The sequence below is a fragment of the Kitasatospora sp. NPDC091276 genome (assembly GCF_040684355.1).
Classification (GTDB): Bacteria; Actinomycetota; Actinomycetes; order Streptomycetales; family Streptomycetaceae; genus Kitasatospora.
The window spans coordinates 346,885-364,741 of record NZ_JBFBFU010000004.1 but is presented as its reverse complement, the minus strand read 5'-3'; the positions used below and the strand labels follow the sequence as shown (position 1 = coordinate 364,741).

At 75.2% G+C, this 17,857-nt stretch carries 15 protein-coding genes; 5 read left to right on the top strand and 10 right to left on the bottom strand.

The features are described 5' to 3' along the window. Positions 1-132: 132 nt before the first annotated feature. Complete coding sequence (lysA, locus tag AB0O19_RS07630; RefSeq protein WP_363579911.1) at positions 133-1,524, bottom strand: diaminopimelate decarboxylase; 1,392 nt, start codon at positions 1,522-1,524, stop codon at positions 133-135. A 50-nt stretch (positions 1,525-1,574) separates the two neighbouring features. Next, positions 1,575-1,778: a hypothetical protein gene (locus AB0O19_RS07625; RefSeq protein ID WP_363618484.1), complete on the bottom strand. Its 204-nt coding sequence runs from the start codon at positions 1,776-1,778 to the stop codon at positions 1,575-1,577. Positions 1,779-2,157: 379 nt separating this feature from the next. Between AB0O19_RS07625 and kdpB the strand changes: the two genes are divergently transcribed. Continuing rightward, on the top strand, positions 2,158-4,392 hold the full coding sequence (gene kdpB, locus AB0O19_RS07620) for a potassium-transporting ATPase subunit KdpB (protein ID WP_363618482.1): 2,235 nt from the start codon (positions 2,158-2,160) through the stop codon (positions 4,390-4,392). A 169-nt stretch (positions 4,393-4,561) separates the two neighbouring features. Continuing rightward, the gene (locus tag AB0O19_RS07615) at positions 4,562-5,050 is read left to right on the top strand and encodes a universal stress protein (protein WP_363618480.1); all 489 of its coding nucleotides are present in this window, start codon (positions 4,562-4,564) and stop codon (positions 5,048-5,050) included. 76 nt (positions 5,051-5,126) lie between these two features. On the opposite strand, the gene AB0O19_RS07610 is transcribed toward AB0O19_RS07615, so the two are convergent. Together AB0O19_RS07610 and AB0O19_RS07605 are read right to left on the bottom strand one after the other, a co-directional pair. After that, a complete protein-coding gene (locus AB0O19_RS07610) occupies positions 5,127-6,638 on the bottom strand; it encodes an ATP-binding cassette domain-containing protein (protein ID WP_363618478.1) in 1,512 nt (503 codons plus the stop codon). A gap of 179 nt (positions 6,639-6,817) precedes the next feature. Then, on the bottom strand, positions 6,818-8,005 hold the full coding sequence (locus AB0O19_RS07605) for an alpha/beta hydrolase-fold protein (RefSeq protein WP_363618476.1): 1,188 nt from the start codon (positions 8,003-8,005) through the stop codon (positions 6,818-6,820). A gap of 599 nt (positions 8,006-8,604) precedes the next feature. Between AB0O19_RS07605 and AB0O19_RS07600 the strand changes: the two genes are divergently transcribed. Continuing rightward, entirely contained in the window at positions 8,605-9,057 is a 453-nt protein-coding gene (locus tag AB0O19_RS07600; RefSeq protein ID WP_363579906.1) for a hypothetical protein, read from the top strand. A gap of 10 nt (positions 9,058-9,067) precedes the next feature. Here the strand turns inward: AB0O19_RS07600 and AB0O19_RS07595 are convergent, their stop codons facing one another. The 4 genes from AB0O19_RS07595 to AB0O19_RS07580 form a co-directional block, all read right to left on the bottom strand. Further along, positions 9,068-9,697 (bottom strand): hypothetical protein, encoded by a 630-nt coding sequence (locus tag AB0O19_RS07595; RefSeq protein WP_363618474.1) that lies wholly within the window; start codon positions 9,695-9,697, stop codon positions 9,068-9,070. A 134-nt stretch (positions 9,698-9,831) separates the two neighbouring features. Then, entirely contained in the window at positions 9,832-10,158 is a 327-nt protein-coding gene (locus tag AB0O19_RS07590) for a cupredoxin domain-containing protein (RefSeq protein ID WP_363618472.1), read from the bottom strand. A 125-nt stretch (positions 10,159-10,283) separates the two neighbouring features. Beyond that, a complete protein-coding gene (locus tag AB0O19_RS07585) occupies positions 10,284-10,769 on the bottom strand; it encodes a hypothetical protein (RefSeq protein ID WP_363618470.1) in 486 nt (161 codons plus the stop codon). A gap of 301 nt (positions 10,770-11,070) precedes the next feature. Further along, entirely contained in the window at positions 11,071-12,693 is a 1,623-nt protein-coding gene (locus tag AB0O19_RS07580; RefSeq protein WP_363618468.1) for a metallophosphoesterase family protein, read from the bottom strand. Between the two features lie 289 nt (positions 12,694-12,982). Between AB0O19_RS07580 and AB0O19_RS07575 the strand changes: the two genes are divergently transcribed. After that, positions 12,983-14,101 (top strand): NAD-dependent epimerase/dehydratase family protein, encoded by a 1,119-nt coding sequence (locus AB0O19_RS07575; protein ID WP_363618466.1) that lies wholly within the window; start codon positions 12,983-12,985, stop codon positions 14,099-14,101. 39 nt (positions 14,102-14,140) lie between these two features. Beyond that, complete coding sequence (locus AB0O19_RS07570; protein ID WP_363618464.1) at positions 14,141-15,691, top strand: AMP-binding protein; 1,551 nt, start codon at positions 14,141-14,143, stop codon at positions 15,689-15,691. 74 nt (positions 15,692-15,765) lie between these two features. Here AB0O19_RS07570 and AB0O19_RS07565 read toward each other — a convergent pair whose 3' ends face one another. Both AB0O19_RS07565 and AB0O19_RS07560 read right to left on the bottom strand, forming a co-directional pair. Continuing rightward, a complete protein-coding gene (locus AB0O19_RS07565; protein WP_363618462.1) occupies positions 15,766-16,938 on the bottom strand; it encodes a HAMP domain-containing sensor histidine kinase in 1,173 nt (390 codons plus the stop codon). Beyond that, on the bottom strand, positions 16,935-17,735 hold the full coding sequence (locus tag AB0O19_RS07560) for a response regulator transcription factor (RefSeq protein WP_363618460.1): 801 nt from the start codon (positions 17,733-17,735) through the stop codon (positions 16,935-16,937). Before AB0O19_RS07560 ends, AB0O19_RS07565 begins: the two co-directional genes overlap by 4 nt. Between the last annotated feature and the right edge of the window lie 122 nt (positions 17,736-17,857).

Below are 17,857 nucleotides of genomic sequence, written 5' to 3'. Positions count from 1 at the left end.
GCTCGCGTACGGCGTGCCGGTGGGTCTGGGCTCGCACGTGCACTGGGACCGCCGGCTGGACGCCCGGCTGGCCGCCGCGCTGATGGGCATCCAGGAGTCGGCGGGGCCGACTTCTCGCGCAACGGTATTCGGCTACCGGCCGACCTCGCGGAGGCGGAAGTCCTCGACCGTCTCCCGGCGGATCAGCAGGCGGGCCCGGCCGTCCTTGACGGCGGCCACCGCCGGGCGGCCGACCAGGTTGTAGCCGGAGGCCATCGACAGCTGGTACGCCCCGGCCGCCGGGACGGCCAGCAGGTCCCCCGCACGCAGGTCGGCGGGCAGCACGGCGTCACGGACCAGCACGTCGCCGGCCTCGCAGTGCCGGCCCACCACGTCCACCCGGGCCGCGCCCGCCTCCGAACGGCGGCCCACCAGGCGGACGCTGTACGGCGATCCGTACAGCGCCGGGCGCGGGTTGTCGCTCATCCCGCCGTCCACGGCGGCGAAGCAGTGGCCGTCCGCGGTGTGCTTCACCGACAGCACCCGGTACACGGCGACGGCGGCCGGGCCGGCCAGCGCGCGGCCGGGCTCGACGATCAGCCGCGGCACCTCCAGGCCCGCCTCGGCGCAGCGCACCGCCAGCCGGTCGGTCACCCGGACGGCGAAGTCGGCGACGTCGAACTCGGCGTCCCCCGGCAGGTAGCGGATGCCGTGGCCGCCGCCGAGGTCCAGTTCGGGCAGTTCCACGCCGTGCTGCTCCCGGATCTCCGCGAGCAGCCGCACCAGCGCGTCCACCGCCTGGAGGTAGGGCTCGACCTCGGTGATCTGCGAGCCCAGGTGACAGTGCAGGCCGGCCAGTTCGAGCCCGGGCTGGTCGAGCACCCGGGCGATCGCGTCGGCCGCGTCGCCGCCCTCGATCGGGAAGCCGAACTTCTGCCCGCCCACTCCCGTCTGGACCGCCGTGTGGTGCCCGGCGGCGATCCCCGGGACGACCCGGACGAGTACCCGCTGCGGGGTGTCGGCGGCCACCAGGGCGGCCAGCCGGGCGATCTCCGCCGGTCCGTCGATCACGATCCGCCCGACCCGCAGCCGCCGGGCCAGCCGCAGTTCCTCCGGGGACTTGGCGTTGCCGTGCAGCAGGATCCGCTGCGCCGGGAAGCCGGCCGAGGCGGCCAGCCACAGCTCGCCGGAGGAGCAGACGTCCAGGCCCAGGCCCTCCTCGGCCACCCAGTCGGCCATCGCGCTGCACAGGAACGCCTTGGCGGCGTACAGCACCTCGGCGTGCGGCAGCGCCCGCCGGTACGCCCGGGCGCGGTTGCGCACCTCGGCCTCGTCCAGGACGTACAGCGGGGTGCCGAACCGCTCGGCCGCCTCCGCCAGCCCCACCCCGCCGACCAGCACGTCGCCGCCGGGGCCGGGCCGCGCCGAGGCCGGCCAGGGGCCGCCGAGCGCGTCGACGGCCGGGGCGTCGGGGCGGGCGGTGGAGGTGCCGGTGGAGGGGGCGGGGACGGCGGAGGGGACGGACGGGGCGGTCAGCTGCGTCATGGCGGTACTCCTACGGGGCGGGGCGGGGGTGCGGCACGCGGTGGGCGGGGTCAGTCCTCGAACTGCATCGCGATCCGGCAGTGCGCCGGGCGGTCGCGGTCGCGGCCGACCGTGGGCGCGGGCGCCGGTTCGGGCGGCTCGGGGCTGTCCTGAAGCTCCTGCCGCTCCTGCCGGTCCTGCCGGACACCGGCGGGCACCAGGCGGACCAGGCGGCGCGGCGACTGGTCGACGGCGGTGACGATCGTGCTGCTCACGGAAGGCTCCTCGGGCTCGGGCGGGCCGCCGTGGTGCGGCCCTCGGTTCCAGTGGATGCCCACCGAACGCCGATCGCACCGGGCCTTGACGCGTGGCCTACGCTCCGCCGTGCGTCCTTGACGCCTTCCTGACATCCGCCGCCCCGGTCATCACCCGTACGGCCGCACCCGACCCCGAACGTCCGTACGACCGCCCGAATGCCCACCCGGCCCGGATGTCAGGGAGCCGTCAAGGACGGCCGCCCGCACGCCAAGCCCGCGTCAAGAGGCGCGTGGCGGGCGCGGATCCGGTGGTGGGCTGGCCGCCGTCCCCGCCGCCACCGAGTCCGCCGCCCCGTTGCCCCGCAGCCCGGGGCGGCCCGGAAGGTCTTCCGAGACGATGCGCCGTTCGGCCCTCACTCCCCCGGACACCACCACGCCCCGAACCGACTGGTTCCGCCGCCCGGAGGGCGTCCGCGAGCAACCCCCGCACGACCGACCGGACGACCGGCCGCACCAACCGCAGCACCACCCGAGCCACCACCCGAGCCACCGGCCGACCGGCCCGGACGGCGGCCGCCGCCGGCTCATCACCCGCCGCCAGCTCACCGAGGCCCTGCCCGCCGCCGTCCGCAAGCTCCACCCGCGCACCATGATGCGCAACCCGGTGATGCTCGTGGTGGAGACCGGCTCCACGCTCACCACGCTCAGCGCGGTGATCCACCCGAGCGTGTTCGCCTGGGTGATCGGCTTCTGGCTCTGGCTGACCGTGCTGTTCGCCAACCTCGCCGAGGCCGTCGCCGAGAGCCGGGGCAAGGCGCAGGCCGAGTCGCTGCGCCGCACCCAGGCCGGGACCACCGCCCGGCGGCTGCTGCACTGGCGGGTCGGCACCCGCGACCACCGCCACGAGGTGATCCCCGCCGAGCAGTTGATGCTGCACGACGTGGTGCTGGTACCGGCCGGCGAGGTCGTGCCGCAGGACGGCGAGGTGGTCGAGGGGGTGGCCTCCGTCGACGAGTCGGCGATCACCGGGGAGTCCGCGCCGGTGATCCGCGAGTCCGGCGGTGACCGCACCGGCGTCACCGGCGGCACCAGGGTGCTCTCCGACCACCTGGTCGTCCGGGTCACCTCCCGGCCCGGGCAGAGCTTCGTCGACCGCATGATCGCCCTGGTGGAGGGCGCCAACCGGCAGAAGACCCCGAACGAGATCGCGCTCAACATCCTGCTCGCCTCGCTCACCATCGTCTTCCTGCTCTCGGTGGTCTCGCTCCAGCCGATGGCGATCTACGCGCACGCGCCGCAGACCACCGTGGTGCTGGTCGCCCTGATGGTCGCGCTCATCCCGACCACCATCGGCGCGCTGCTGTCCGCGATCGGCATCGCCGGGATGGACCGGCTGGTCCAGCGCAACGTCGTCGCCCTCTCCGGCCGGGCCGTCGAGGCCGCCGGGGACGTCGACGTGCTGCTGCTCGACAAGACCGGCACCATCACCCACGGCAACCGCCGGGCCGTCGCGCTGCACCCGCTGCCCGGCGCGAGCACCGAACAGCTCGCCGAGGCAGCCCAGTTGGCCTCCGTCGCGGACGAGACCCCCGAGGGGCGCTCGCTCGTCGAACTGACGAACCGTCAGTACTGGGTGCCGCCCCGCGCCCCCGGCGAACTCGGCGAGCAGCGGCCCGTCCCGTTCACCGCGCACAGCCGGATGAGCGGCGTCGACCTGACCTGGCCCGACGGGACGAACTGCCTGATCCGCAAGGGCGCCGCCGGCGCCGTCGCCCGCTGGGTGGTGGAGTCCGGCGGGCGCATGCCGATGGAGGCCAAGCCGCTGGTGGACCGGATCGCCGAGGCCGGCGGCACCCCGCTGCTGGTCGCCGTCCACGACCGGCACGGCGCCCGCGCGCTGGGCGTGGTCGAACTCAAGGACGTGGTGAAGGAGGGCATCGCCGAGCGCTTCGCCGAGCTGCGCAGGATGGGCATCCGCACCGTCATGGTCACCGGCGACAACCCGCTCACCGCCCGCGCCATCGCCGCCGAGGCCGGGGTGGACGACTTCCTCGCCGAGGCCACCCCCGAGGACAAGCTCGCCCACCTGCGCCGCGAGCAGGCCGCCGGGAACATGGTCGCGATGACCGGCGACGGCACCAACGACGCACCCGCGCTCGCCCAGGCCGACGTCGGGGTCGCGATGAACTCCGGCACCCCGGCCGCCAAGGAGGCCGGCAACATGGTCGACCTCGACTCCAACCCGGCGAAGCTGATCGACATCATCCGGGTCGGCAAGCAACTCCTCATCACCCGTGGCGCGTTGACCACCTTCTCGATCACCAACGACGTGGCCAAGTTCTTCGCGATCATCCCCGCGATGTTCGCGAACGCCTACCCCGGGCTGCACCACCTCAACATCATGGAACTGCACAGCCCGACCTCGGCGATCGCCTCCGCGATCATCTTCAACGCGCTGATCATCGTCGCCCTGATCCCGCTGGCCCTGCGCGGCGTCCGCTACCAGCCCGCCTCCGCCACCGACCTGCTCCGCCGCAACCTGCGGGTGTACGGACTGGGCGGGCTGATCCTGCCGTTCCTCGGCATCAAGGCGATCGACCTGCTGATCCAGTTCGTGCCGGGCCTCGGCTGAGGCGCACGGCGCGCCGGAGCTGTCAGAAGGCCGTCAAGAAGTGTGCGACCGGCGTCATGGAGCCATCAGCGGCGGTACGGACGGACCGGTTCCGGGGTTCACTGGAATCATCCGAACCAAGGAGTACGGAACCGGGAGTACCCGACCGGAGAAACGGAGGCGAACGGCCATGACCGGGACCACCCGAGTGATCGTCGGCCTGAGCGGATCACTGAGCAGTCTGGCCGCCCTCTACCACGCCGTCGGCGAGGCGGCCCGCAGCGAGGCCGTGCTGGTGCCGGTGGCCGCGTGGAACACGGGCGAACGCGACGGCCTGCGCCCGCTGTCCGAACTGGAGCACGCCGCCCGGCGGCGGCTGGACATCGCCTTCGAGCAGGCCTACGGCGGCTACCCGGCCGGGCTGGTCATCCACCCGCTGGTGGTCAAGGCCGAGCCCGGGCCGGCCCTGGTCGGCGCCGTCACCGGGCCGGAGGACCTGCTGGTCCTCGGCGCCGCCACCCGCCGACGGTTCGACCGGCTGCGGCACGGCTCGGTGGCCCGGCACTGCCGCCACCGCGCGGGCTGCCGGGTGGTCGAGGTGTCGCCCTCCGCGCTGCTGACCCGGCTCGAACTCCCCGCCCGCACCGGGGCACCGCTCCCGCTGCTGGGGCGCGCCTAGCTGGGGCGTGTCCCCCGGATCTCGCCGGACAGGCCCTGACAGCAGCTCCCCCGAACCCGCCCGCCGGCTCGACGCGTCACCTCACCCACGCCGAGCCGGCGGGCGCCATCGCGCCCGGGCCCGCCGCTCCAGGCCCCTTGGTCCGGGCTCGCCCCGGCGTCGCCCCCAACTGCACCACCGCGTCCGCGTGTTCGCGCACGAGCGGTAGGTCGTGGCTGATCAGCGCCAGCGCCACCCCGCGCTCGGCGCGCAGCCGGCCCAGCAGGGCCATGATGCCCGCGGCCGTGTCGGCGTCCAGCCCGGAGGTCACCTCGTCGCACAGCAGGACGTCCGGCTCGGCCGCCAACGCCCGGGCGATGGCGACGCGTTGACGCTGGCCGCCGGACAGCTCGGGCGGGTGCCGGGCGGCCAGGCCGGCGGGGAGGCCGACGGCGGCCAGTAGTTCGGCGACCCGGCCGGGGCACTGCTCGTGCGGGGTGGTGTGGTGCAGCCGCAGCGGACGGGTGAGGGTGGCGCCGACCGTCCGGGCCGGGTTGAGCGCGCCGAGCGGGTTCTGCGGGACGAGTTGGACGCGGCGGCGCTGCTCGCGGGTGCGGGCGTGGTGCGAGCCGGCCAGCGGGGCGCCGTCCAGGGTGAGGGTGCCGCCGGTGGGCGGGTGGAGCCCGGCGAGGACCCGGACGAGGGTGGTCTTGCCCGCGCCGGAGGGACCGATGATGCCGGTGCAGCTGCCGGGCGCGAGGTGCAGGTCGACCCCGGTGAGGATCCGGCGCCGCCCGCGCCCGTACCCGACGTGGGCTTCGACGCCGAGCGCGGCCAGCCCGACGGCGGTGCGCGCCGCGACCGGTCCGGACGTACGGCCGGCCCCGGCCCGGATGGCGCCGCCGTCCACCCCGGGGCGGGCCGGGGCGAGGACGAGCACCTCGTCGGCGCAGCGGGCGACGAAGGCGGCGTCGTGGCTGGCGAGCGCGACGGCGATGCCGTGCCGGCGGGCGAGTTCGCGCAGCAGGTCGGCGATCTCGTCCCGCAGGGCGGGGTCCAGGCCGGCGCCGGGTTCGTCGAGGAGCAGCAGGTCGGGGCGGCGGGCGAGGGCCCGGGAGAGGGCGACGCGGCGCTGCTGACCGCCGGAGGGGGCACCTGGGAGGGCGAGGGCGCCGGGGAGGCGGCGTTCGAGCCGCTGGTCGGCGGGCAGTCGGACCCGGGCGAGCAGGTCGCACACGGCTTCGGGGCCGCGGTCGGCGGCGGCCCCGGCGGGCGGTCCGGCGACCCACGTCCGGGGGTTGGGGCCCGAACCCTGGTCCTGGCCGAGGAAGGCGAGCCGGTGACGGCGCAACCGGCGCAGCGCTTCGGGAGCGAGGGAGAGGACGTCCTGGCCGAGGACGGTGACCAGCCCGGTGGCCCGGGCGCCCGGGGGCAGGGCTCCGGCGAGGACGTGCAGCAGGGTGGTCTTGCCCGCGCCCGGGGGGCCGGTGACGGCGTGCACGCGTCCGGGGCGCAGGTCGAGGCTGACCGGGGCGAGCAGCGGGGTGCCGTCCGCGAGGGCGATGGCGAGCCGGTCGACCCGGGCGGTCGGGTTCTCGGTCACAGTCATTCCGCGCGTCCTCACCCCCGAACCGAAAGCACTTAGGTTTGCCTATCCTGAAGTTGAGCCCCCCGGCAACCCTCCTGCCACACAATGGCTCAGGAGTGACCACCCCGCCGACGTTCTCGGCCGCCGTCCGGCCGCCGGCACCGGAACGAGCCCGGCGCGCGGCCGGCGCGCGGCCGGTGTCACTGCGGGTCGTGCAGGTGGTCGCTCAACCAGGTCAGCGACGGCGGGAGCAACCTGGTCCAGGTGGTGAAGTTGTGCCCGCCGGTCTCCACGGTGGCCTGGGCGACCACCAGCGGCGGGCGGGCGGCCGCGGCGAAGGCCACGGAGTCGGCGTAGCCGTGGCCGTCCTCCTTGCTGTCGGCGAGGAGCACGGCCAGGGCGGGCATCGGCAGGTGGGCGAGGCGCCAGTTCAGGTCGGCCTCGTCGCGCCGCTGCCGGCTGCCGCCGAAGAGGTCGCCGGTGGTCACGTCCTCGGCGGCCTTGAAGTAGCCGGACAGCGAGACCGCCACCGGGAAGGTCTCCGGGTGGACCATGCCGAGCTTGACGGCGCAGTAGCCCCCGGTGGAGTCGCCGATCACGCCGAGGCTGCCGGTGCCGTCGAGCACCCGGTAGGAGGCCCGCAGGTCGGCCGGCACGTCGGTGGTGAAGTAGCGCTGGGCCTGCGGGCCGTTCGGGACGTCCTCGCACTCGCTGTCGCGCGGCATCGACGGCGAGGGGCGCACCAGCACCAGGACGGTCGGCTTCATCACCCCCCGGCGCAGCAGGTCGAGTTCGTACGCCGGGTAGCGCAGCTTGGTGACCAGGTTGGCGGCGTCCCCCGGGAAGCCGGTCATCACCAGCGCGGCCGGGAAGTGCCGGGTCTCGGCGCCGGGCCGGAAGTACTGCGGCGGCAGGTAGACGTACCCGTCGGTGCTGAGCCCGGTGGTGCCGCCGGGCAGCCGTACCCGGTCGAGCCGCCCGATGGTGGCCGGGCCGCGGTCGGCCCCGTCCGCGCCGGTGATCTCGGCGGTGCCGAGCACCTGTACCCCGGCGGGCACCTCGGCCGGGGTGCCGCCGGGGGTGCCGCCAGGCCCTCCGGACGGAACGACGGTCGGGCTGGCGGACGGGCCGCCCGCCTGGATGACGCCCGTCCCGCGGTCGCGCCCGAACAGGTCGGACCAGCTGCTGTAGAACACGAAGTCGTCGTTGACGGCGAGCCCGAGGGTGGCCAGCAGCGCGAACTGGGTGACGGCGATCGTCCCGAGCCGCAGGAACACCGCGGGCCAGCTGCGGACGGCCAGCCGGGGCCAGACCCAGAGCGTGCCGAGCACCGTGCACACCGCGAACAGCGCCGCCAGCGCCAGCAGCTTGTGACTGGTGAGTCCCATCCGGCCTCCTTGGGCACGTCCGACGGCGCGACCCAGGGTAACCAGGGCAGGACCGAACGTCACTCCCGCCGGTCGGCCACCGCGTTCAGATCCACGTCGCTCCATCGCCCCCGGCCGGTCCCGTTCCTTCGGTACGGCGATTGAAGCGGCGGCGACCGGCCGGGCACGGGTGGGCCCGCACACCAGCCGCACCCGGCCCCACCTGGTCGATCGTCCAACGGCGGGCTCTCCCACCGGCGCCAACTTCGACAAGGGTGTCGAAGTTGGCGTGAGGGCCGGGCTATGCTGTCCCGAAGTCCGAGGATGACCCCCCCTTGCCCCGTCGACGAACGCACCAGCATGGCGCGCCCGACCGGAAGGAGGCGAGACGCATGGACAGCAGCAGTGCGGGCCGCACCACCCACCCCCACCCCCGCATGCCCCGGTCCGCCTCCGGCAGACGGTGAGCACGGTCGAGACGGTGAACACGCCCGTCGCACGGACTTCCTGACGCAACGTCAAGTCTTCTTGGCGCCACGTCCCACACGTCGGCCCTGCCGCCACCGCCGTCCGCGGCCCCTTCGCCCGCCCCGGTCTCCCCCGCCGAGGAGAGGTATCCCATGACGACGTCCCGGCCCTACCCGCGCCCCGCCGAAGCCGCGGTGCTGCTCACCGTCCTCGCCCTGCTCGTCGCCGAGGAACTCGCCCTCGGCCTGGCCGAGGAGGAGGACCGCCCGGTCATCAACGCCGTCCTGATCGGCGCCTCCGGCTCCGGCCTCCTGGCGGTCGGCGCGGTGCTGCTCGGACGCTGGCTCGACACCCGCCGCCCACTCCCGTTACCCCCGCCCGGCCCCAACGGCCGCGAGTACAGCGCCCGTGCCCTCGAAGACTTCCCGATGGACGCCGTGCGCCCGCTCCTCCTCGCCCACCAGGCCCCGCAGCTGGGCCAGTTGTACTCCGCCTGGATGCTCGCCCGGGCCGGCCGCCCGGCCCCGTGGATCGCCCGCCGACTCGGCATCCCGCTCGACGCCGCCCACCTCCTCGTCGACGCCGCCCGCACCCGCCACGACTGAGCCGGCGGCGTCAGCGGCGCCGGCCGGGCGCCCCCGCGCCCGCCTGCGCCAGCAGGAACGGCACCAGGCCGCGCTCCGCCAGCGCCGACCGCCAGGCGTCCCGCGCCAACCCCAGCTCCCCCAGCACGCCGGTCTCCCCGCCGGACTCCGCCGACCTCGACCGCGAGGCCGCGCCCAGCAGTCCCAGTCCGCCCACCAGCAGGCTCAGCGCGGCCACCCCGGCCGCCACCCACCCGGCGCCGACCAGCGCGTGCCCCAGCACCTCGGCGTCGTCCGCCAGCCCCAGCGCGTACCCGAGCAGTAGGAAGATCGCGGCGGCCACCCCGGCGACGATCGGCACGATCACCCCCAGCACCCCCCACCACCCGGACACCCGCTGCCGCCCCGGCTCGTCCACCGGCAGCCGCGCCACCGCGTCCTGGTCCGCCCGCAGCGCCGCGTACCGCTCGTACTCGGGCGCCGCCGCCGCCAGCACGAACTCCGCGTTCTCCCGGGCGCTCCGCCGCAACCGCTCCACCCCCGGCCCCTCGTCCCCCACCGCCCGCAGGGCCGCCCGCACCTGCGACCCGGCCAGCGCCCTCCCCAGTTCCGTCTCGAAGTCGGCCCGATCCTGCTGCGGCAGTCGAAGCGGCCTGTCCATGCCGTGCCCCCGTTCGCTGTTCTCCTAGTTCTACAGAACTGTAGAACATGGCGGCGGATAGCAGCAGCCCCGTTCACCTGTGGGCTTGCGATTCAGGAGCGGCCGGCACCCGCGCGGCCGACGGACCGGTCGGCTCAGGACGCCGTCAGGATCCCCCGCATGAAGTGGTGCAGGGTGCACAGGTACGAGGAGGCGCCCGGCCGGGCCGGCGCGGTGAAGGTCGCGGACGCGCCCGGGGCGATGGTGCCGGTGTCGAAACTGCGGTCCTGGGCGGTGAGGGTGTGGTCGACGGTGTCGGCGTTGCGGACCGTGACGACGGCGCCCGGGCGGACGGTGAAGTCGGCCGGCTCGAACGCGAAGTCCCTGATGGCCACCGCCCCCGGGGCGGGAGCGGTGGCCGAGGACGGCGAGGCGGCCGGGGTCGCCGAAACGGACCCGGTCGGCCCCGGGCCCGAGGTCACGCCCGAGGTCGCTCCCGAGGTCACGCCTGAGTCCGGGCCTGAGTCCGGCCCGCCCACGCGGACGGAGCAGGCGGCGAGGGCGGCGCCGAGGAGCACGGCGGCCACGGCCCGGGCCCGCGGACGCATCAGGAGCCGAAGAGCGGGACCCGCCGGGCGTCGGAGGACGCGGGCGGGGTGGCGCCGAGGTCGGAGACCGTGGCGATCAGGACGGCGTCCGCGCCCGGGATCCAGTTGACCGTCTTGGACTGGACGACGAGCTGCCGCTGCCGCGCCGTGCCGTCGCAGATCACGTCCGCCTCGGCCGTCCGGCTGGAGCCGAAGGCCATCGAGGAGGTGTCCTCCGGGTCCCGCTGCTCGACCGAGACGGTGAGCGACCGGGCCTCCTCCGCGACCCCGCAGACGTACTCGACGTCGACCCGGACCCGGCCGGGCACCTTCGGGTCGATCCGGGCCTCACCGAGAGTGACGCCCGTGGGGGCCGCGTCCCCGTCCCGCACCCGGGCCGGGGCGGCCACCGAAGCCGCGGCCGGCGCCGGGTCGGCGGCCAGGGCGGGTACCGTGAGCCCGCCGAGGGCCGTGGTGAGGGCCGTCACAATGATCCACCGCTGCACTGCCAACCTCCCATAACTGAAACCGTGTTGCGGCCGACGCTAACCGCCCCGCCAGTGGCCCGCGCGCCGAGGCGGGCACCCGTCGCACGGACAGCCCAGCCACGGCGGCGACCCGCCGTCACCAACGGCCCAACCCGCTGCCGACCGACCGTCACCACCGGGCCGGACCGCCGCGACGACCCTCCGTCACCACCCGCCCCGCATGGACCGGCGTCCCCTCGGCCGCCCTCCCCGGAGCCGCCTGAACGGACGAAGGGCCCGCCGCGCGGTACGCGCGACGGGCCCTCAGGGACGCGAGGCGTTACCGGCGCCCGGCGGCGACCTCGGAGCCGGTGTTCTCGTCCTCGCCCTGCTCGTCGTTCCGGTCGTCGCTCCGGTCCCGGTCGCCCCAGCCGTCGCTGCGGTCGCGGTACAGGGTGAAGCGGTCGAAGAGCACCGGCGTCGGGAACGGGTTGGCCGCGGTGGCGGACGGGGAGTGGTAGTAGCTGACGGTGATGGTGGTGCGGCCGCCCGGCAGCGGCCCGGGGTCGACGTCGAAGACCGCGACGCCGTAGGGGAAGGCGGTGTCCGGGTCGGTGACCGCGGACCAGTGGGCCTTCTCCTCGGCGTCCGGGTCGGCCTTGAAGGTAAGCCGCTGGGTGCGCACGGAGGCCTGGCGGACGCCGTCCGCGTCGGCGGGCAGGTAGACGTCGTCGTGGCCGGCGGTGCCGCCGCCGCCGAGGATCAGGTGGACGGTGCCCTGCGAGGTGTCGATCCGGCGCACATCGTCGTCGGCGACGGCCGGGGTGAGCAGGCCGCCCGGCTCGGTGCCGCGGACGGGGTGGGTGCGCTCGTAGTCGTGGTCGTGCCCGGCCAGGACGAGGTCGACGCCGTAGCGGTCGAGCAGCGGCAGCAGCTTCTCGCGGATGCCCATGTCACCACCGTGGCTGGCGGCCGAGGAGGACATCGCGAACTGGTGCAGGTTGACGACGACCCAGTCCACCGCGCGGCCGCGCCGGGCGCGCGCCAGGGTGCGTTCCAGCCAGCGGAGTTGGGCGCCCTCGCTGTAGTCGCTGATGTAGATGGACAGGCCGGTGGCCGGGTCGAGGCTGGCGTCGTCCTCGACGGCGATCTCGTTGCCGTCGAGGCTGACGAACAGCACCGAACCGACCTGGAAGCTGTACCAGTTGCCGCAGTAGTCGCGGGTGCCGTTGTCGGGCAGTTCGAAGCGCGTCAGGTAGGAGGCGTAGCCGAGGTCCCCGCCGCCGGCCTCGACCTCGTGGTTGCCGGGCGCGGGCATCCAGGGCCGGCTGGCGGCCGACTTGGCGAGGTTGTTCATGAACGCGTTCCAGCACTGCGGCTGGCGCTGCGGGTTGTTGTTGGCGTACGCGAGGTCGCCGTTGAGCAGGTGGAACAGCGGCGCGAACTGCTCGACCTGGCGGACGGCGGCGGCGCCGTGGATCGAGGACTTGCTGAACACGTTGTCGCCGGTGCCGAGATCGCCGAAGCTGGTGAAGCGGAACGCGGCCCGGCCACGCGCGGGCGCCGTGCGGAAGGTGCCGCGCACCGGGCCGGAGCCGTCGTGCAGCACCTCGTAGACGTACGTGGTGTCGGGCCGCAGGCCGTCCAGGCGGACGTGGTGGGTGTACGTCTCGACCTTGTTGAGCCCGTCGACGTAGGTGCGGGTCTCGGCGTCCACGGTGTGGCCGGCGCCGCCGCGGGGGGTGCCGATCCGCACCCGGGGGCGGCGCACGCTGGCGGCCGTCGCCCAGGAGACGGTCATCTCGCGGGAGGGCTCGTTGCCCCACTGGAGGTGGATCTGCTCCGGTCCGGGGGTGCCCGCCAGGGCCGGCTGCGTCCAGAGGAGGGCGGACGCGGGCAGCGCGGCCAGCGCACCGGCCGCGGTACCCGTCCGAAGGACCGTTCTGCGCGAGGGATGTGACACTGCCGCCTCCAAGGCTCCGGGAAACGCCCTGGAGAGTCCCAGCCGAACCGGGCGCCCGGGCCACCGGGGAAGGTTCTTCCGGCGAACGCCAGTTGAACGCCGGATCGGATCGGGCGGCGATCGACCGTGACACCGGCCAGGCCCGTCACACCGGTCAGGCCGGTCACACCGGTCACGCCGATTACGCCGGTTACGCCGGTTACGCCGGTTACGCCGGGAGGATTACCGATCCCTGACGGCCGGTCCGTCCACGCCCGATCCGCCGCACCGCGCGGCTAGCGTCGGCGGCATGGAGATTCTGGTCACCGGCGGAGCCGGGTTCATCGGGTCGGCGGTGGTCCGCGCGCTGGTCGCGGCCGGGCACGGGGTGCGGGTGCTGGACGCGCTGCTGCCCGCCGTCCACCGCTCGGGGCGGGCCCCCGAACTGCCCGGGGGCGTGGCCTTCGAGCAGGGGGACGTCCGGGACGCCGCCGCCGTGCAGCGGGCGCTGGCCGGGGTGGACGCGGTCTGCCACCAGGCGGCGATGGTCGGCCTCGGGCTGGACCTCGACGACGCCCCCGCCTACGCGGGCTGCAACGACCTCGGCACGGCCGTCCTGCTCGCCGCGATGGCCCGCGCCGGTGTCCGCCGGCTCGTCCTGGCCGGCTCGATGGTGGTGTACGGGGAGGGCCGCTACCGCTGCCCCGCGCACGGCGACGTCGCCCCGGGCCCGCGCCGCCCGGCCGACCTGGAGGCCGGGCGCTTCGAGCCGCCCTGCCCGGCCTGCGGCCGCGCCCTGAGCCCCGGCCTGGTCGCCGAGGACGCCCCGGCCGACCCGCGCAGCGTGTACGCGGCCACCAAGCTCGCCCAGGAGCACCTGGCCTCCGTCTGGGCCCGGGCCTGCCAGGGCGCCGTCCTGACGCTCCGGTACCACAACGTGTACGGCCCGGGCATGCCGCGCGACACCCCGTACGCGGGGGTCGCCTCGCTGTTCCGCTCGGCGCTGGCCCGGGGCGAGGCCCCCCGGGTGTTCGAGGACGGCGGCCAGCGCCGGGACTTCGTCCACGTCGAGGACGTCGCCGCGGCCAACCTCACCGCGCTGGAGGCCCTTGCCGCCCGCGCGCCGGGCAGCTCCCGCGCCTACAACGTGGGCAGCGGCGAGGTCCGCACGATCGGCGAGATGGCCGGGGCGCTGGCGGCGGCGTACGGCGGCCCGGCACCGCTGGTGACCGGCGAGTACCGCCTGGGCGACGTCCGGCACATCACCGCCGACTCCTCCCGGCTGCGCGCCGAACTCGGCTGGCGCCCGCAGGTGCCGTTCCCCGCCGGGATGGCCGAGTTCGCGGCGGCACCGCGGCCCGGCGCCACACCTGACGGCCCGTCCGATATCGGCCGGAACTCACCGGTGAAGAGCGGAGGATGGGGCTAGCCTTGCAACATGGTTGCAAACTACAAGGAAGAAGTGGCCATGAACGACCAGGAATTCGTCAGCGCACCCGCCCTGATCCTCCGGTCCCTCTCCGCCGATCCGGAGCGGCGGGCCATCGTCACCGCCGACGGCGTCGAGATCACCGCCGGCGACTTCGCCACCGCCACCTACCGCCTCGCCCACGAGCTCATCGCCCGGGGCGTCACCCGCGGGGACACCGTCACCCTGCTCACCGGCAACACCGCCGAGGCGCTCGGCGCCCGCTACGCCGCGGGCCTCGCAGGTGCGCGGGTGGTCACCCTGTACGACGGCATGAGCACCCCCGTCCTGGCCGAGATCGCGGCGAGCGTCGACACCGCCGTCCTCCTCGTGGACGCCGAACGGTACGCGGAGGCCGCCGAGTTGCTGCCCCTGATCGACGTGCCGACGGTCCTCCGCCTCGGCCCCGGACCGGACGCGATCGGCGAGGACGTGATCGCCGCCTCCGCACACCGCCCCGCCGAGCCGCCCGCCGTCCGGATCGGCCCGGACGACGACCTCGGCATCCGCCACACCGGCGGCACCACCGGGGTCCCGAAGGGCATCCTCAGCCTGCACGGCCCCTACCGCGGCGTCTTCGACACCTCGTTCGGCTCCGCCGGCACGGCCGACGAGGCGCCCCGCTTCCTCGCCGCCACCTCGCTCGCCCACCTCGCCGGGATCTTCTCCGACCTGACGCTCCACCACGGCGGCACGGTGGTCCTCCAGCGCACCTTCGACCCCAGCGAGGTACTGGCCGCCGTCGAGCGCGAACGCATCACCAGCCTCTGGGTGCTGCCGCCGCTGCTCTACCAGCTGCTCGACCACCCGACGATCGGCCGCACCGACCTGTCCAGCCTGCGGCAGATCACGTACGGGGGCTGCGCCGCCTCGCCCACCCGGATCCGCGAGGCGCTCAAGGTGTTCGGGCCGGTCCTGGTGGGCGTCTACGGGATGTCCGAGGCGCAGCTGATCTCCTTCCTCACCCCGGAGGGGCACGACCGGATCGCGCAGGGCGGCCAGGTCTCGGTCGGCCGCCCCCTCCCGGGCGTCGAGGTGGTGATCCGGTCCGCCGACGGCACCGAGCTGCCCACGGGGGAGCAGGGCGAGGTCCACGTCCGATCGGCCGGGCTCATGGCCGGGTACTGGAAGCGGCCCGACCTGACCGCCGAGGTGCTGCGCGACGGCTGGCTGAACACCGGCGACGTCGGCTACTTCGACGCGGACGGCAACCTCTACCTGGCCGACCGGGTCAAGGACCTGATCATCGTGGTCGGCGGGCACGTCTACCCGTCCGAGGTGGAGGACCTCCTGCTCACCCACCCGGCGATCGCCCGCTGCGCGGTCTTCGGCGTCCGCGACGCGCAGGAGGCGGAGCACGTCCACGTCGCCGTCGTTCCCGCTCCGGGGCAGCAGCCCGAGTTGGCGGACGTCCAGGCGTTCGTCACGGCCCGCAAGGGGCGGATCTACGCGCCGGAGGCCCTGCACCTCGTGGACGAGATCCCGCTGACGTCGGTCGGCAAGCCGGACAAGAAGCGGCTGCGCGAGGCCGTGGCCGAGCGGGCCAAGTAGGCCGAGCGGGCCAAGTAGGCCGAGCGGGCCGAGCGCGCCGCGCGTCCGAAGGGCGGACCCCGGGACCTGCCTCGTCATTCCCGCCGGGCGCGCGGCGCGGGCAGGGCGATCTCGAAGCAGCAGCCCCCGGCGACGTTGCGCACCTCCGCGCGCCCGGCGTGCGCCTCGACGATGCCGCGCACGATGGCGAGCCCGAGCCCGGCACCGCTCTCGCCGGGCTCGCCGGCGGCCCGGCCGTCGTCGCGGCGGGGCGTGCGGGCGGAGCCGCCGCGCCAGCCCGTCTCGAACACCCGGGGCAGGTCCTGTTCCGGGATGCCGCCGCAGCCGTCGGTCACCGACAGCACCACCTCGTCGGCCTCCCGCCGGGCGGCGACGGCCACCACGCCGTCCGCGGGGGTCGAGCGGATCGCGTTGACCAGCAGGTTTCCGAGCACCCGGGTGATCTCCCCGCTGTCCACCTCGACCGGCTCGGCCGCCGCCGGCTCGTCGGCCACCTGCCGCCCCTCCAGCCGGACGCCGCGCCGCCGGGCCAGCGGGTACGCCCCGGCGAGCGCGTCGTCCACCAGGTCGTACACCGAGACCCGGGTGAGCGAGAGGGCGAGCGCGCCCGCCTGGATCCGGGAGAGCTCGAACAGGTCGTCCACCATGCCGGTGAGCCGTTCGACCTCGGTGCCGATCCGCACCAGGTAGCGGTCGGGGTCCTCGGCGACGCCGTCCTCCAGCGCCTCGGCCATCGCCCGCAGGCCGGCCAGCGGGGTGCGCAGGTCGTGCGAGATCCACGCGACCAGCTCCCGGCGGGAGTGCTCCAAGGCCTGCTCGCGCGCCCGGGACTCCGCCAGCCGGGCACTGGTGGCGGCCAACTCCTCGCTCAGCGCGGCGAGTTCCGCGCCGAGCGGGTGCGCGGGCGCGGTGAACCCGGCATCGCTGCCGACCGTCCGGACGGCCTCGGTCAGCGCCCGGCTGCCGGCCACCACCTGACGGCCGAGCAGCGCGGCGGTGAGCAGCGAGACGACGGCGGCCATGCCGAGCACCGTGATGACCACGCCGAGGTCGTGGGTGGACAGGAACATCGCCTGCGCCACCGCGAACGTCCCGGAGGTCACCGCGAGGACGGTCACCACCGCCACGCAGAACAGGGACAGGGCGACGGAGCGGCGGCGCAGCAGCCGGATCGCCGCCCAGCCGAGCAGGCCGGCCCCGCCCGCGCCGAGGGCGGCGAACAGGGCGATCAGCAGCAGGTCCTTCACGCCGCACCGCCCTGCGGGTGGTGCGGCATGTCGTGAGCCGGGCCGTGGGGAGCCGGGCCGTGGGACGCCGGGTCGTAGCGGTAGCCGACGCCCCAGACGGTGCTGATCAGGGCGGGCGCGGCCGGGTCGTCCTCGATCTTCTCGCGCAGCCGCCGGACGTGGACGGTGACGGTGGAGAGGTCGCCGAAGTCCCAGCCCCACACCCGCCGCATCAGGCTCTGCCGGGAGAACACCGTGCCGGGGTGCCGGAGCAGGAACGCCAGCAGGTCGAACTCCCGCAGGGTGAGGGCGAGTTCCCGCGCACCCCGGTGGGCACGGCGGGCCTTCGGGTCGAGCGTGACGTCCCCCGAGCGCAGCACCCCGTCGCCCGGCCCGCCGGCCGGCCCGCCGCCCGTCCCCTCGGCGGCCCCGCTCCCCGCCCGGGCGCGGCGCAGCACCGACTGCACCCGCAGCACCAGTTCGCGCGGGCTGAACGGCTTGGTGACGTAGTCGTCCGCGCCCAGCTCCAGGCCGAGGATGCGGTCCGCCTCGTCGCCCTTGGCGGTGAGCAGCACCACCGGCAGCGCGGCGCCCCCGGCGGAGGCCCGCAGCCGGCGCAGCACCTCCAGCCCGTCGAGGCCGGGCAGCATGAGGTCCAGCACCAGCAGGTCGGGGCGGGTGCGCTCGGCGAGGTCCAGGCCCAGCGCACCGTCGGCGGCCCGGTCCACGTGGTGCCCGGCGCGGGTGAGGTAGCCGGCGACGACCTCGGCCACGGTCGGGTCGTCGTCGATCACCAGGATGTGCGAGGTGTCGTTCACCTCGCCGAGGATAGGAGGCCTCGGCGGCGGGCGCGGGCGGAAGCGGGCCCGCGTTCGCGTTCCGTAAGATCCGCCGCCCGCACCTCGCCCGACCCGGACCAGCCGAGCCCAGCCCAGCCCAG

Bases quoted from the DNA above. Each gene is read 5' to 3' on its own strand.
- AB0O19_RS07595 (WP_363618474.1), bottom strand. From the start codon at position 9,697: ATGGACAGGCCGCTTCGACTGCCGCAGCAGGATCGGGCCGACTTCGAG.
- AB0O19_RS07600 (WP_363579906.1), top strand. From the start codon at position 8,605: ATGACGACGTCCCGGCCCTACCCGCGCCCCGCCGAAGCCGCGGTGCTG.
- AB0O19_RS07570 (WP_363618464.1), top strand. From the start codon at position 14,141: ATGAACGACCAGGAATTCGTCAGCGCACCCGCCCTGATCCTCCGGTCC.
- AB0O19_RS07605 (WP_363618476.1), bottom strand. From the start codon at position 8,005: ATGGGACTCACCAGTCACAAGCTGCTGGCGCTGGCGGCGCTGTTCGCG.
- kdpB (WP_363618482.1), top strand. From the start codon at position 2,158: ATGCGCCGTTCGGCCCTCACTCCCCCGGACACCACCACGCCCCGAACC.
- AB0O19_RS07575 (WP_363618466.1), top strand. From the start codon at position 12,983: ATGGAGATTCTGGTCACCGGCGGAGCCGGGTTCATCGGGTCGGCGGTG.
- lysA (WP_363579911.1), bottom strand. From the start codon at position 1,524: ATGACGCAGCTGACCGCCCCGTCCGTCCCCTCCGCCGTCCCCGCCCCC.
- AB0O19_RS07610 (WP_363618478.1), bottom strand. From the start codon at position 6,638: ATGACTGTGACCGAGAACCCGACCGCCCGGGTCGACCGGCTCGCCATC.
- AB0O19_RS07615 (WP_363618480.1), top strand. From the start codon at position 4,562: ATGACCGGGACCACCCGAGTGATCGTCGGCCTGAGCGGATCACTGAGC.